The sequence below is a fragment of the Hymenobacter norwichensis DSM 15439 genome, from assembly GCF_000420705.1.
GTDB classification, from domain to species: Bacteria; Bacteroidota; Bacteroidia; order Cytophagales; family Hymenobacteraceae; genus Hymenobacter; species Hymenobacter norwichensis.
In genome coordinates this window covers 477,852-492,070 of record NZ_ATVL01000010.1, presented here as the reverse complement: position 1 = coordinate 492,070, position 14,219 = coordinate 477,852, and the positions used below count along the sequence as shown (strand labels likewise).

Annotated in this window: 13 protein-coding genes; 9 read left to right on the top strand and 4 right to left on the bottom strand. The window is 51.6% G+C overall.

The window, feature by feature from the left end; translation table 11 throughout:
- Positions 1–172 precede the first annotated feature (172 nt).
- Positions 173–1,099: a DUF389 domain-containing protein gene (locus G536_RS0120170; RefSeq protein ID WP_022825417.1), complete on the top strand. Its 927-nt coding sequence runs from the start codon at positions 173–175 to the stop codon at positions 1,097–1,099.
- Positions 1,100–1,172: 73 nt separating this feature from the next.
- Here the strand turns inward: G536_RS0120170 and G536_RS0120165 are convergent, their stop codons facing one another.
- Both G536_RS0120165 and glmM read right to left on the bottom strand, forming a co-directional pair.
- Positions 1,173–2,315 carry a cysteine desulfurase family protein gene (locus G536_RS0120165; protein WP_022825416.1) on the bottom strand — a complete coding sequence of 381 codons (1,143 nt, stop codon included), beginning with the start codon at positions 2,313–2,315 and terminating at the stop codon, positions 1,173–1,175.
- Between the two features lie 169 nt (positions 2,316–2,484).
- The gene (gene glmM / locus G536_RS0120160; RefSeq protein ID WP_022825415.1) at positions 2,485–3,873 is read right to left on the bottom strand and encodes a phosphoglucosamine mutase; all 1,389 of its coding nucleotides are present in this window, start codon (positions 3,871–3,873) and stop codon (positions 2,485–2,487) included.
- A 168-nt stretch (positions 3,874–4,041) separates the two neighbouring features.
- Here glmM and mazG point away from each other — a divergent pair, with 168 nt between their 5' ends.
- From mazG to G536_RS0120115, 8 genes are all read left to right on the top strand, one after another.
- A complete protein-coding gene (mazG, locus tag G536_RS29085) occupies positions 4,042–4,881 on the top strand; it encodes a nucleoside triphosphate pyrophosphohydrolase (protein WP_022825414.1) in 840 nt (279 codons plus the stop codon).
- A 258-nt stretch (positions 4,882–5,139) separates the two neighbouring features.
- On the top strand, positions 5,140–6,012 hold the full coding sequence (locus G536_RS0120150; RefSeq protein WP_022825413.1) for a MotA/TolQ/ExbB proton channel family protein: 873 nt from the start codon (positions 5,140–5,142) through the stop codon (positions 6,010–6,012).
- Between the two features lie 67 nt (positions 6,013–6,079).
- Complete coding sequence (locus G536_RS0120145) at positions 6,080–6,703, top strand: ExbD/TolR family protein (protein WP_022825412.1); 624 nt, start codon at positions 6,080–6,082, stop codon at positions 6,701–6,703.
- A gap of 12 nt (positions 6,704–6,715) precedes the next feature.
- The gene (locus G536_RS0120140; RefSeq protein WP_022825411.1) at positions 6,716–7,240 is read left to right on the top strand and encodes an ExbD/TolR family protein; all 525 of its coding nucleotides are present in this window, start codon (positions 6,716–6,718) and stop codon (positions 7,238–7,240) included.
- Complete coding sequence (locus tag G536_RS0120135) at positions 7,237–8,067, top strand: energy transducer TonB (protein WP_245575865.1); 831 nt, start codon at positions 7,237–7,239, stop codon at positions 8,065–8,067. The genes G536_RS0120140 and G536_RS0120135 overlap by 4 nt, the downstream gene beginning before the upstream one ends.
- 275 nt (positions 8,068–8,342) lie before the next feature.
- Positions 8,343–9,176, top strand: coding sequence for an energy transducer TonB (locus tag G536_RS31610; RefSeq protein ID WP_033370552.1), 834 nt, complete (start codon positions 8,343–8,345; stop codon positions 9,174–9,176).
- 426 nt (positions 9,177–9,602) lie between these two features.
- Positions 9,603–10,622: a PstS family phosphate ABC transporter substrate-binding protein gene (locus G536_RS0120120; RefSeq protein WP_245575864.1), complete on the top strand. Its 1,020-nt coding sequence runs from the start codon at positions 9,603–9,605 to the stop codon at positions 10,620–10,622.
- Between the two features lie 211 nt (positions 10,623–10,833).
- Positions 10,834–12,285 carry a tetratricopeptide repeat protein gene (locus G536_RS0120115; RefSeq protein ID WP_169515131.1) on the top strand — a complete coding sequence of 484 codons (1,452 nt, stop codon included), beginning with the start codon at positions 10,834–10,836 and terminating at the stop codon, positions 12,283–12,285.
- A 70-nt stretch (positions 12,286–12,355) separates the two neighbouring features.
- Here G536_RS0120115 and G536_RS0120110 read toward each other — a convergent pair whose 3' ends face one another.
- Positions 12,356–13,435, bottom strand: a complete 1,080-nt coding sequence (locus G536_RS0120110) for an RluA family pseudouridine synthase (RefSeq protein ID WP_022825405.1) — start codon at positions 13,433–13,435, stop codon at positions 12,356–12,358.
- Between the two features lie 89 nt (positions 13,436–13,524).
- Complete coding sequence (locus G536_RS29080) at positions 13,525–14,196, bottom strand: OmpH/Skp family outer membrane protein (RefSeq protein ID WP_022825404.1); 672 nt, start codon at positions 14,194–14,196, stop codon at positions 13,525–13,527.
- Positions 14,197–14,219 lie beyond the last annotated feature (23 nt).

Genomic DNA, 14,219 nt, shown 5'->3' with positions numbered 1-14,219 from the left:
CTACCGGTTCATGTCTATCAGGCACATGGAATGGTTACTCTTGCCACCCTGCTCAGTGAGAATTAATTAGGCCACTATACGCCTGCTTTCCGTTACTTACAATTCTAGCAGAGCCAAAAAGCAAGGTTTGCGTACAAGAGTAGCCTAGCTGCTGTCCGTAATTCCTTGCCTAATGCACAGAACGTTTTCCATCACCGTACCGCCTGCCACCACCGAGTTGCTTTGCCAGCAGCTTACCACCTTGGAAACCGTTATCAGCTTAAGCGTGCAGCCCGGAGCCTCGCGCAAGCCACCCGGCGACATCATTATGGTGCAGGTGCTGAACCGTGGCACCGATGAGGTGCTGCGCCATGTGCAGAGCGCCCTGCCGCCCGAGCAGATTTCAGTGGCCTCTTCGGAGTTGAGCAGCCTGATTGCCCCGTCCCAGGCTTCCCTGGTTATGGGCGACAAAGACGAGGCTATCTGGGAGGAAATAGAATCGGGCCTGCGGCACCAAGGACGACCCACGGCCAATTACATCCTCCTTATGTTTCTAGGCGGCATTATAGCGGCGGTTGGGTTGGTTTCTGAGCCGGTGCCGCAAGCCACGGCCTTCATAGCTTCCAGTATTCTGGCACCGGGCTTCGAACCATTGGCTGCTATGCCGCTCGGCGTAGTGCTACAACGGTGGCATGTTACGTGGCGCGGGTTGCGCTCCACCTTGCTGGGCTACGCGCTGTTTATTGGAGCCGCCGGACTTACCATGTTGCTCATGATAGCCACCGGAGCCTCTTCCGCCGAAGATTTAGCTACCAACCCGGAGGTGCTAAGCATGTCGCATCCTGATTTAAAGTCGATGCTGGTTTCGGGTTGTGGCGCCGCAGCCGGGATTATTATTATTGCAGCTTACCGCCGTAGTGTTATTGCAGGAGCACTTATTGCCCTGGTACTAATGCCCGCTGCCGCCCTAATTGGCTGTGGCTTAGCTGTTGGCCGTTCCCATCTGGCGCTGGAAGGATTCGTCCGGTTCAGCCTCGATGTTGCGTTAGTTGTGGTAATGGGGCTGATTATCTTCCAGGCCAAGCAGTTGTTCTTGCACCGCCGCAAACCCAGCGAATAGCTTTAAAGCAGCCGGGCGGTGGCGGTAGCCCATGTTACCACCGCCGCCCGTGCATATCGTATCCAACCTACTCTTAGACTGCTACTTTGCGGTACATCTTGGCCAGCTGCCCCACCGCGTAGTCCACTTCGTCGGCAGTGTTGTATTTGCTCATCGAAAAGCGGATGGCTCCCCGGTCAGGGTCGCAGCCCAAGGCAGTTAGCACGTGCGAGCCAGCGTTGGCTCCACTGGTACACGCCGAGCCTCCCGACACCGATATATGATTGATGTCGAGGTTGAAAAGCAGCATTTCATTTAGCTCCGAAGGCGGCAGACTCACGTTCAGTACTGTGTACAGGCTCTGGCTAGCTTCGGCCGAAGTACCATTGAATTCCACCCCTTCAATCTGCTGTTGCAGTTTGACAATAAACCGTTCTTTCAGCGCCTGAATGTGCTGCTGATGCTCACTCATGCCGCGGTAGGCAATTTCCAGGGCCTTAGCCAGCCCCACAATTCCATACACGTTTTCGGTGCCGGCGCGCTGGTTACGCTCCTGCGAGCCACCGTGCAGCAAGGCATCAATCATCAGGCCTGAGCGACGATACAGAAACCCCACTCCTTTCGGGCCGTGAAACTTATGCGCCGAACCCACCAAAAAGTGGTTTTTCAGTTGCTGTACATCGTGCCGGTAATGCCCCATCGTCTGCACCGTATCGGTATGGAACACGGCATCATGCTGCGCGCAGATTTCGCCAATGGCCGCAATATCGTTGAGGTTGCCTATTTCGTTGTTGGCATGCATCAAGCTCACGAACGTGCGCGGATTAGTAGCCAGCAGTTCTTCCAAATGCGCCAGATCCAGCCGCCCCTGCTCATCGTGGCGCAGGTAGCTCAGTTGAATATCCCCTGCTTTTTCCAGTGCTTGAAGCGTGTGCAGCACTGCGTGGTGCTCCAGCGGCGAAGTTACAGCGTGCTTTAATCCCAGCGTCCGGACGCTGCCGAATGCCGCGTAGTTGTCGGCCTCGGTACCACCCGAGGTGAAGCTAATTTCGGCCGGCGCAGCGTTAATGAGGTGCGCAATGGTCTTGCGGGCATTTTCAATAGCGGCGCGTACCTGTCGGCCGTGGCCATGAATGCTGCTAGGGTTGCCGTAATGCTCCCGCATAAAGGGCAGCATAGCATCCAGCACTTCGGGGTCCAGCGGGGTGGTGGCGGCGTTATCGAAGTACACGGTCATGTGGTTCAACAGCTTAAGGGTGGGTGATAGTGGCCGCAAAAATAAAGGATTCCGGCGGGTAGCCGGAATCCTCTTCGTTTCGGGCCGCGCTGTATGCGACCTATAATACCATGTATCTATACTTCAGCTACAATTCCTGTTGAAATTTGCAGCAAAAGCTGGTTCTGCCTTACGAATTGATAATCTCTTTTATGTCGGCAATGATTTTATTGGCTAGATGATCGGCCGTAGCATTGGACTCCGACTCGGCGTAGATGCGGATAATCGGCTCGGTATTCGACTTGCGCAGGTGTACCCACTCCTTATCAAACTCAATCTTCACGCCGTCGATGGTATTTACGGGCTGCTTGGCGTAGCGCTTTTCCATCATTTCCAGCACCTTATCGGTGTTGATTTCCGGCGTTAGCTCTATCTTATTTTTCGAGATAAAATAGTTCGGGTACGTAGCCCGCAGCCGAGTCATGGTAAGCCCGGTTTTGGCCAGATGGCTCAAAAACAACGCAATACCCACCAATGAGTCACGGCCATAGTGCAGCTCCGGATAGATAATACCACCGTTGCCCTCGCCCCCAATGACGGCGTTGGTTTCCTTCATCTTGGTTACCACGTTCACCTCCCCTACCGCAGCCGCAGCGTAGCTACCACCGTGCTTTTCCGCTACGTCGCGCAGAGCGCGGGTGCTGCTAAGGTTGCTTACCGTATTGCCACCACCGTTCTGTTGCAGCACATAGTCGGCTACGGCTACCAGTGTATATTCTTCCCCGAACATCGAGCCATCTTCGTTGACCAGCGCCAGCCGGTCCACATCGGGGTCCACTACAATGCCAAGGTCGAAAGAGCCTTTCTCCATGGTTTTGGCAATGTCGCGCAGGTTCTCGGGCAGCGGCTCGGGGTTATGCGCAAAGTCACCGGTAGGCTCACAAAACAGCTTTTCGATGATTTCAACGCCTAGCGCTTCCAGCAGTTGCGGTACCGCAAAGCCGCCCGACGAATTCACGGCATCAACCACAATCCGGAAGTTCTTGGCCTTGATGGCTGCGGCATCAACCAGCGGCAGTTGCAGGATAGCATCAATGTGCTGCTGCAAAAACGTTTCGTCGATGCTATACTGGCCCAACTTCATTACCGGCGCGAAGTTGAACGTTTCGGCATCACCTAGCGCTAGCACTTGCTGTCCGTCCGCATCCGAAATAAACTCGCCGACACTATTGAGTAGCTTCAGCGCATTCCACTGCTTGGGGTTGTGCGAAGCCGTCAGAATAATACCGCCGCCCGCTTTTTTGGCGGGTACAGCCATTTCTACGGTAGGTGTGGTACTCAGGCCGAGGTCAATTACGTTGATGCCCAGCCCCTGCAATGTGGCCGCTACCAGCTTGCTCACCATTTCGCCCGAAATCCGGGCGTCGCGGCCAATTACAATCGTGTTGTTCTGCGTTTTATCAAGAACCCACGTCCCGAAGGCCGCGGCGTATTTCACTATATCGAGGGGCGTCAGGCCTTCACCAACCGCTCCACCAATAGTACCCCGAATCCCCGAAATTGATTTTATGAGTGCCACAGGCTAATTTTTTTTGAGTGCGCAAAAGTAGGCAAAGCTCCCTGGTTTCACTACTGCGCAGCTACCAAAGCAAGCAGTACCCAAAACCCTGGAACTCCTATACGGCACCCACTCTTCCTTCGGACGCCTGAAAGGGACGTTACTGACAGGCGTTGTATATTTGGCATAATGGAATACAACTCGCCCGACCGCCGCCCGGCTCAGCTAGCCGCTTTTGGCCGCCTCCTCGACGTGCTGGAGCGTCTGCGTGCCGAATGCCCCTGGGACCGAAAACAAACTCTGGAAAGCCTGCGCCACCTCACCATTGAGGAAACCTACGAGCTCAGCGACGCCATCATTCGCCACGACCTCCCCGACCTGAAAAAGGAGCTTGGCGACGTGTTTCTGCATTTAATTTTCTACGCCAAAATAGCTTCGGAAACCGGCCAGTTTGATATAGCCGATGTGCTGAATGCGCAGTGCGAGAAATTGATCTTCCGCCACCCCCATATCTATGGCGATGTGCAGGCCGAAGATGAAGAAACTGTTAAGCGTAACTGGGAACAGCTAAAACTGAAGGAAAAAGGCAACACGTCGGTACTCGGTGGCGTACCTACCTCGCTGCCTGCGCTGGTAAAAGCAATGCGCATCCAGGAAAAAGCGCGTGGTGCCGGATTTGACTGGGAAAAGCCCGAACAAGTCTGGGACAAGGTTCAGGAAGAATTAGGGGAGTTCGAAGCAGAATTCGCTCACGCCGACCCAGCTTCCATCAACCAGGAGCACGCTGCCGCAGAGTTTGGCGACTTGCTATTTTCGCTCATCAACTTTGCCCGGCACGCTGGTATCAACCCTGAAGAAGCCCTCGAACGTACCAATCGGAAATTCATAAATCGATTTCAATACCTTGAAACACAGGCTGCCCAAGACGGCCATCAACTGCGAGACTTGACACTCTCACAAATGGATGTATATTGGGAACAGGCAAAAAAATATAATTTCATTTCTAAATTACCGGAGAGTAAGGACTAACTTTTTTGTGGCTTTTCAGCCCATTGGAGTGTTTAAACCCCGATTTCATTTGGCGGCACTAAGGTTTTTACTTAGGTTTGCCAAGGATCGACTGAATCCCAGATTGCCCCGCGCACTAAATAGACCCATGTTCTTTGCTTTTACGCAAAGCATGACGTGAGCGGGGCGCTGTTGTCTTTAGGCGTTCCTACCGTTCATTTTCACCTTTTTCAACACCAATTTACCTTTCACCACCAACTCCCTTAACTCCCCGGAACAATGGAACAAAAGAATGCCACAAACAAAAACGTGCGGCCAGCCGCTCCGGCCGCCGCACCAGGTGAGGCAAAAGGCGGTTCCGCGTTTGCCGCCATCGTTATTCCGCTGGCAATCGTTGTTAGCATCATCATTTACATGTTTGTATTGGGTAACGGAGGCAACTTCGTAGGTGGTAATAATGCGAATGCCGCATTGCCAGGCAACTACCTCGGCATTGTGTACAAAGGTGGTCCTATCGTGCCTATCCTGATGTCGTTGTTTTTGCTGGTAATTACGTTCTCTATCGAGCGTTTCCTGACCATCAGCAAAGCCAAAGGCAGCAAGAGCATTGAGAGCTTCGTACGCACTATCCGCCAGAAGCTGAACGTAAACGACATCACCGGTGCTATTGCCACCTGCGACCAGCAGAAAGGTTCGGTAGCTAACGTAGTGAAGTCGGGCTTGCTGAAGTACCAAGAAATGGCACGTGAGCGTGGCATGGACAAAGACCAGAAAGTATTGGCCATCCAGAAAGAAATCGAAGAATCGACTGCTCTGGAACTACCCATGCTGGAAAAGAACTTGGTTATCATCTCTACCATTGCTTCGGTTTCGACGCTGGTAGGTCTGCTGGGTACGGTATTCGGTATGATCAAGGCCTTCTCGGCACTTGCTCAGGCTGGTAGCCCCGACGCCGTAGCACTGGCAGAAGGTATTTCGGAAGCATTGATCAACACGGCTATCGGTATCGCCGGTTCGGCCCTGGCCATCATTGCATACAACTTCTTCACCAGCAAAATTGACGAGCTGACTTACAGCATCGACGAAGCCGGCTTCAGCATTATTCAGACCTTCGCCTCGCAGCACGGCGACAATGAAACTTACACGGCCTAAGTTGCGGTTCACGCAATAAAGGAACCGGTAGTTTCGTTTATCTGAATATTCTTAAACCGACCAGCATATGCCTAAAGTAAAGCCCCATAGAACGAATCCTTCGCTGGACATGACTCCAATGGTGGATTTGGCCTTCCTGCTGGTGACTTTTTTCATGCTCACCACCAAGTTTGCTGCCGAGGAAGTAGTAGTAGTAGATACTCCTTCTTCTACTTCGGACATCAAACTACCGGAAAGCAACATTATCCGTCTCTTAATCGATAAAGACAAGCGTGTTTTCTTCGGTTTTGAGAGTGATAAAGCCAAGACTTTGCTGCTCGACAAAATAGCTACCAAGTATGGGGTTAGCTTTAATGAGAAGCAGAAGAAGAACTTTGGCAACCTCAACTCTTTTGGTGTGCCTGTACAACAGCTTGGCGGTTTGCTAAGCCTCAGTACTGAGCAGCGCAAAAAAGTTAACCAAACGGGTATTCCGATTGACTCGCTCAACAATCAACTGATTGATTGGGTGATGGAAGCACGGAAAGCCAATATGGAAGCCATTGCCAAGCCAACGTTTATTGCCATCAAAGGCGACAACAACGCGGACGTAGCGACGGTGAAAAAGGTCATTCAGATCTTGCAAGACAAGAATATCAACCGTTTCAACCTCATCACCGACCTGGAGAACAAGCCGGTGGCCTCTAACTAACGTCCGCAAGCCATGGCAGAAATACAACAGAACTCCGGCGGGGGTGGAAAAGGTGGTAAAAAGCGGGCCAAGAAAATGTCGACTCGTATCGACATGACCCCCATGGTGGACTTGGCCTTCTTGCTACTTACCTTCTTCATCCTGACGGCGTCCTTCAACAAGCCGAACGTGATGCAGCTCACGATGCCGGTTAAGGAAAAGAACCCCGAAGAACAAACCGTTCTGAAAGCTTCTGATGCCTTCACCATCATCATGGGCGAGAAAGACAAGCTCTACTATTACGAAGGGCTGTTGGATGAAAACGTAAAGCCTCAATTGAAGCTTTCCGACTATTCCGCCGACGGTATTCGTAAGATTTTGTTGGCCCGGCAGCGCCAGAACCCTAAAACGGTGGTTCTGATTAAGCCAGACGACAAGTCCAATTACAAGAACATGGTGGACATCTTGGATGAGATGAACATCACCAACCAGAGCAAGTACGCTTTGGTAGACGTTTCGAAACAAGACGAGGACCTCATTAAAACTTCCGGGCTATGATGGATAACACCCAAATAGCGCGGGCAAGCCTCAACGACATTGTTTTCGAAGGCCGGAACAAAGCCTACGGAGCCTATGTATTGCGGCGCTTGTACTCCAAGCACGTCTCGCGCGCCCTCCTCATCGCTGTTGCTCTTTTTGTATTGTTGATCAGCTTCCCGCTGATTGCTCGTCTGTTCAAAGACGAAACAATAGTTGAAGAGGACAAGATGCTAAAGGAGAACGTCCTGATGGATGCCCCTCCATTGGACCAAACGAAACCGCCGCCACCGCCGCCACCGCCGGAGGCGCCACCACCACCACCACCGAAACTCTCTACCATTAAATTCACCCCTCCCGTCGTTAAGAAAGACGAAGAGGTGAAAAAGGTAGAAGAGATTCCAGATCAGAAGGAACTGGAAGACAAAGTGGTTTCGACTGCTACTGTAAAAGGCAACACTGACAATCCACTTGACCTGAACGGTTTGGATGCTGGTGAAGGCAACAAGGTAGTAGAAGAGGTGGTAGAGCAGAAGGTTTACCAGTACGTGGAGCAAATGCCCGTATTCCCTGGTGGCCCCGAAGCTTTGCTGGCAGCCATTCAGAAAGGCGCTTCTTATCCAGCGCTGGCCCTACGTAATCAGATTGAAGGCAAAGTCTTCATCTCCTTTGTAGTAGGTCCTGATGGAGCTGTAACCGACGTGAAGGTGCAGAAAGGCATCGGCGGCGGCTGCGACGAATCGGCAGTTGCCTCGGTGAAAAAGCTTCCCAAGTTCTCTCCTGGTAAGCAGAATGGCCGGGCCGTAAGCGTGTCTTACACCGTACCTGTAACCTTCGCTATCAAGTAAGCTTACAAGCAGAATCAGTTATCTGACTTTGCACTTAAAAATCCCGCTTTTGGCTTCGGCCGGAAGCGGGATTTTTCATTTCAGAGCAGCTATAGTGCTACACAGCATTATTTAGAAAACATATAAAAAAATATTTCACTGCTTGCATACTACATGAAAAGCAGTGTTCGTTAGACCTCTGAAAGCCAGGCGGTAGCGTCCGATTTATGAGCAGGGAGCCAGGTTTGAGTAGTTGCCTACTGCACAATTTGTTTCACCCCTAACCTATATCCCACATGAGTATGCTGGATTTACGTACCGCTTCTTTCAACGACATTGTCTTTGAAGGCCGCAACAAGCTATATGGCGCCTATGTCCTTCGGCAGCTGTATGAACGCCACTTGGCAAGAGCTTTGGCTCTTGCCGTGTCACTTACGCTACTTCTGGTTGCTTCACCACTTGTAAAGGCCTGGTTCTTTCCTCCAATGGTAGAGGCTGCTGGTCCTGTTGTATTACCGCCACCATCAATTGATGTATTGCCACCGCCTATTTTTGAAAAGGTGGAACCTGCTGGCGGAGCTAGACCAGCAGATCCTATCGTCAGCCCACCAGCTAAGGTAGTGCCCCGAGTAGTACCAGATGAGCAAGTAAAACCTGAAACGAAGCCTGAAGCCCCTACTATTGCCCCGACAGATGCCCTTCCTGAGCCTCTTACTGGCGGAGCAGTTGGAGGCAGAGGCAGCTCAGAAACCGGCTTAGCAGGTCCGGGTGTTGGCCCCAAAGATTCCGGCACCGCTAAAACGACAGCCCCGCCGGCACCATTCCTCACGGCCGAAGTAATGCCCGAGTTTATGGGTGGCCAAGAGGCTTTGCAGCGCTACATGCAACAAAACCTGCGCTATCCGCCTCAAGCCCTTCGCAACAACATTGATGGCCGCGTATATATCTCCTTCACTGTGCAAGCCGACGGCTCCATTGCTGATGTACAGGTGCTAAAAGGCTTAGGCTTCGGGACTGATGAAGAAGCGGCACGGGTGGTGAAAAAAATGCCTGCCTGGAAGCCTGGCATGCAGAACAAGCACTCAGTGGCTGTCCGCTACACTATGCCAATTACTTTCCGGTACGAGTAACACGATTTCAGCTTTGCACTAAAGTCCTCACCTGTAACATTTTAAATAAAGAATATTACTTATAAAAGCTGAAAAGTGCTTGGTTCTTCTTGAATCAAGCGCTTTTCAGCTTTTCTTGTGGCAATAACTTGGCTTTGGAAGCGTTTAGGCGAACCTGGGGCTGAATGTTTCGTGTTATAAGCAATACATGTACTTTTTCTTCGTTGCTTCCAACTTCTATGATTAACCGTCCTACCACCGAAGAGCGTTTGTCGGCACGAGGCAACTCTTCCCAGGGCTTCATGCGCTACTTTTTGCTGATCATGACGCTCACATACATTGGGTTAGGAGTGTTTTTGTGGTTTGCCCCTCCTATCATCTTTAATCTCTCCGTTCCAAACCGCCGGATACTAGGTGGTATATTCGTATTTTACGGAATTATTAGATTTGTCCGTACTTACCAGCAGCATTTCCGAAACGTTGACTCTCAACATGACTAAATTTCCTGTCAATCTGCGGTTCCTTTCTCTCGGCTTAACCGTTGCTGGTGCGCTCCTGAGCACTGCCGCCTGCAACCGAGACCCCAATGCGGCAGGGCCCGACGACGATACCTCCACTACAGGCCGTATCAATATCAGCGTTGATGAAACGTTTGCTCCCATCCTTAAGTCGCATATTGATACGTTTCAACAGTTGTACACCTATGCACACGTAACGGCCGCTTATAAGCCCGAAAACGATGTCGCTCAGGATATTCTTACTGATAAAGTGCGCGCTGTAGTTTTAGCTCGGCCTCTCAATGCCAACGAGAAAAGCGTGCTGGAAAAGCAGATGCTTATTCCTCGCACCACGCATATAGCCACCGACGGTTTAGCTATTATTCTACACCCCTCCAACCCCGACTCTCTGCTGACTATGGCACAGTTGAGTGATATTTTTTCGGGGAAGAAGGCTGATTGGAAAGAGATAAGCGGAAAAGGCAAATCAGGCCAGATTGACGTGGTTTTTGATGCTAACCGCTCTAGCACTACCCGCTACGTACAAGACTCCATTACCCGTGGAGCAGCCTTGTCGAAGCGAGTGTTTGCGGCAAAATCGAACCCAGCGCTACTAGATTACGTTGCAACTCATCCGAACGCCATTGGAATAGTTGGAGCCAATTGGATTAGTGACCGGGACGATGCTGCTGTACAGCGCTTTTTAAAGCGGGTAACAATAGCTGGCATCAGTGCCGAAGCTAGTCCGAAGTCTGCGGACGACTATTACCAACCTTTCCAGGCGTATTTGGCGCTGAAGAAGTATCCGTTACGGCGGGAAGTGTACATTATCAGCCGCGAAGGACGCGCCGGTCTTGGCACCGGTTTTGCATCCTTTGTAGCAGGAACAAAAGGCCAACTGATTGTCCTTAAATCAGGACTGATGCCGGCTACCGGACAAACTAGAATCGTGAATACCTCGAAGAAGTAAGTCCGACCGAGTACTTTTTACACACCTCTTTTCACCAAACCAATTACCCATGAACTTCAAGCCCTGGAATATCTCGTTCCTCGTTGCCTTGTCAGTTTCCGGCTCTGCCGCTTACGCTCAGAATCCTCAAAAGGCTATTGAACTGGAGCGTTACAGCGAAGCCCGGGCTGCGCTCTTGCGTCAAGGTCAATCTGCCGAATCTTCATTCGAATTGGGTCGTCTCTATCAGAAGCGGGACATGCCCGACTCGGCAGCTTATTACTTTAGCCGTGTTCCTGCTGACCCTAAAAACCCAATGAGCTTAGTGGCCGCTGGCCGTGCTGCTCTTGCCAAAGGTGACCAAGCAGGCGCTCAAACACAGTTCGATGCCGCTGTGAAAGCCAGCAAAGGCAAAGACGCAAAAGTGTACACGATGATTGCTCAAGCGTATGGCGAGTCGGACATCAAAGCCGACAATGCTAAAGCGTTGACTTATGTAACTGCGGCCGAAAAGCTTGCTAAAGGCAAGGATGACCCAGCACTAATGATTGCCCGTGGCGATATCTATGGTCAGTCGGATCAGGGTGGCGGTGAGGCAATGAACAGCTACGAGCGTGCTTTGCTGGCTGATCCTAACAGCGCACTAGCTAACTACCGCAAAGGGGAGTTGAACGTGCGGGCTCGTAACTACAACGATGCCAAAACTTCGTTCGAGAAAGCAATTCAGCTCGACCCTAACTACGCTCCTGCTTACAATGCACTGGCAGAAACGTATTTCTACGCTGGCAAGTACGACGACGCACTGGCTACCTTCCAGAAGTATCAGGGAGTGGCAGAGAAGTCGCCGGGCACTGATGCTAAGTACGCTTCGTTCTTGTTCCTGACCAAGAAGTATCCGGAAGCACAGGTGGAAGTGGAGAAAGTGTTGGCTCGTGACCCCAACAACGTAACCATGAACCGCTTGCTGGCTTACACCTTGTTTGAAAACGGCAAGAACCCAGAGGCCGTAACGGCTATGGAGAAGTACATGAAGCTTCAGCCAGCTGACAAGCTCATCACCGAAGACTATGTGTACTACGGTAAGATGCTTTCGAAAGCTGGTCGGGCTCAGGAAGGCGAAGCTGCACTCAAAACTGCTATTGCCAAAGACCCGAAGAAAGCTTCTGAATTACAGAATGAGCTAGCACAAGGCTATATGCTGTCTAAAAACTATCCAGCAGCTATTGCCGCATACCAGGCCAAGATGAAATCATCTGGTACGCCTGAGCTAACTGACCAGATTCGTTTGGCGGTAGCATATGGTGGCAACAAGCAGTACGATAAGGCGGACAGCCTCTATAACGCTGTATTGATTGCTCGCCCAACGTACGTACCTGGCTACTTGATGCGCGCTAAAGCCAACTACTTCATGGACCCGGATTCCAAGCAGGGTTTAGCTAAGCCGCACTACGAGAAATATATCGAAATGGCGAAGGCTGATCCGGCTAAGTATAAGGATGGCCTTGTAGAAGCCAACGAGTATCTGGGCTACTACTATTATGCTAAAGGCGATAAAACCGCCGCTGCTCCTTACTACGAGCAAGTACTAGCACTGGACCCAGAGAATGCCAACGCGAAGAAAGTAATGGCATCGATGAAAGCGCCTGCTACTAAATCGACTTCGAAAGCAGCTCCAAAGAAGTAATACAAACTGCTTCTTCACAAGAAAAGCCCCTGTTGCACTTGCAACAGGGGCTTTTTCTTTGGCATCTGTATCAACTAGCGTACTGTTCCCAATGAGCCAGTACCGAAGCAAAATCGGTGGGTAGCTCCACTTCAAACTGCATCTGTTCCCCAGTTACCGGATGCGTAAACCCAAGGGACTTAGCATGCAGCGCCTGCCGGGGCATAAGTTCAAATGCCGTATCAACGAAGGCTTTGTAAGCACCGGTACGTTGGCCATACAGCACTTTATTGCCGCCGTACGTAGCATCGGAGAACAAAGGGTGCCCAATGTGTTTCATATGCACCCGAATTTGGTGTGTACGGCCCGTTTCTAGATTACACTGCACCAAGGCTACATGCCCAAAAGTACGCAGCACCTTGTAGTGTGTAACGGCCGATTTCCCATCTTCTCCATTGAGTGGGTACACAGCCTGCACTTTGCGGTCCTTCACGCTTCGCCCAATGTTGCTGCGGATAGTACCCTGCGTTTCCTTCGGGATGCCCCATACCAGAGCCAGATACGTCCGCTCAATGGTGTGGTGAAAGAACTGCTGCGACAGATGCGTCATGGCGTACTCGGTCTTGCCGATAACCAATAAGCCCGACGTGTCCTTATCGATGCGGTGCACGAGGCCAGGGCGAATTTCGCCGTTGCGACCAGTGGGTAAGTTATTGAGGTGATGCGTAAGGCCATTCACCAAGGTTCCGTGCCAATTACCGAAAGCCGGGTGTACGACCATGCCCGCCGGCTTATTCACCATCAATAGCGCCTCGTCTTCGTAGCGAATATCGAGGTCCATGGGCTCGGGCAGCACCCGGAAGTCAATGGGCGGCTCAGGCAGCGTGATGGTTATCAAGTCGCCGGGTTTGATCCGGTAGCTGGACTTAGCCGGCCGCTCGTTCACCTGCACCGCTTCGGCCAGAATGGCATTCTGAATTTTAGTGCGCGAGCTATGCGGCAGCTGACGCATCAGGTACTTATCAAGCCGCAGTAAATCCTGCTTGCGGCTTACCATAATACGATGGTGCTCATACAACTCGTCGCCTACCTCCGACTCTTCGTCATTATCGGTTGGTACCAGCGGCACCGATGGCAGCAACTCGTCATTCAATAAGTCAGGGTCAATCATAAGCACTTGTAATATTGGGTCGCTACTAAACAAGAAAGCCGAGACACGAAGTCCCGGCTTGTCTGGCTTAAGTAGCAGGCTGAAAAGCCTTACTTCTTGGTCTTGGTTTTCGTCTTGGTAGCAGAAGTGTTAACAGCCGGCGTAACTGGGGTATTTACCTTTGGAGCAACAGCCGCTGGAGCAGCACCTGGCGTTACGCCCATTTTCTTCAGAATCAAATCTGAAATATCGCCTTCCTTGGGGCCGTGCAACAGCACTGGGCTGGCACCGTCCGAGTTCAGCACGTAGGTGTAGCCGTTCTCTACTGATACGGCATCGATGGTCTTCTGAAGCTTATCCAAGGCAGGCTTCAACAACGTCTGCTGCTTCTGCTGGAGGTTCTGATCAGCAGTGCGTTGAAACTCCTGAATGGACTGCTGCATGGTAGTCAGTTCCTTCTCTTTGTCGGCTTTCACCACGTCAGTCATGGTAGCGGCACCCTTTTGATACGCCTCAGCTTTGGTTTGGTACTCGGCGTATTTGCTTTTCAATTGGTTTTCCAGCTGGGTGCTGTAAGCTTTCAGGTCAGTTTCAATCTGGCGGCTCTCAGGCATCTGGCTCAGTACGTACTCAACGCTGGTATACCCAATTTTGAGCGGACCACTAGCAGCGGGTGCGGCGGCTGCAGCGGTAGTGGGAGCCTGCGCTAGCGCAACTGAGGCCGACGAAAAAGTAAGGGCGGCCGCAGCCAATGCAACGCGGAACATGTTCATGATGGTCATTAAAAGGGAAACGTCTGAGAGGG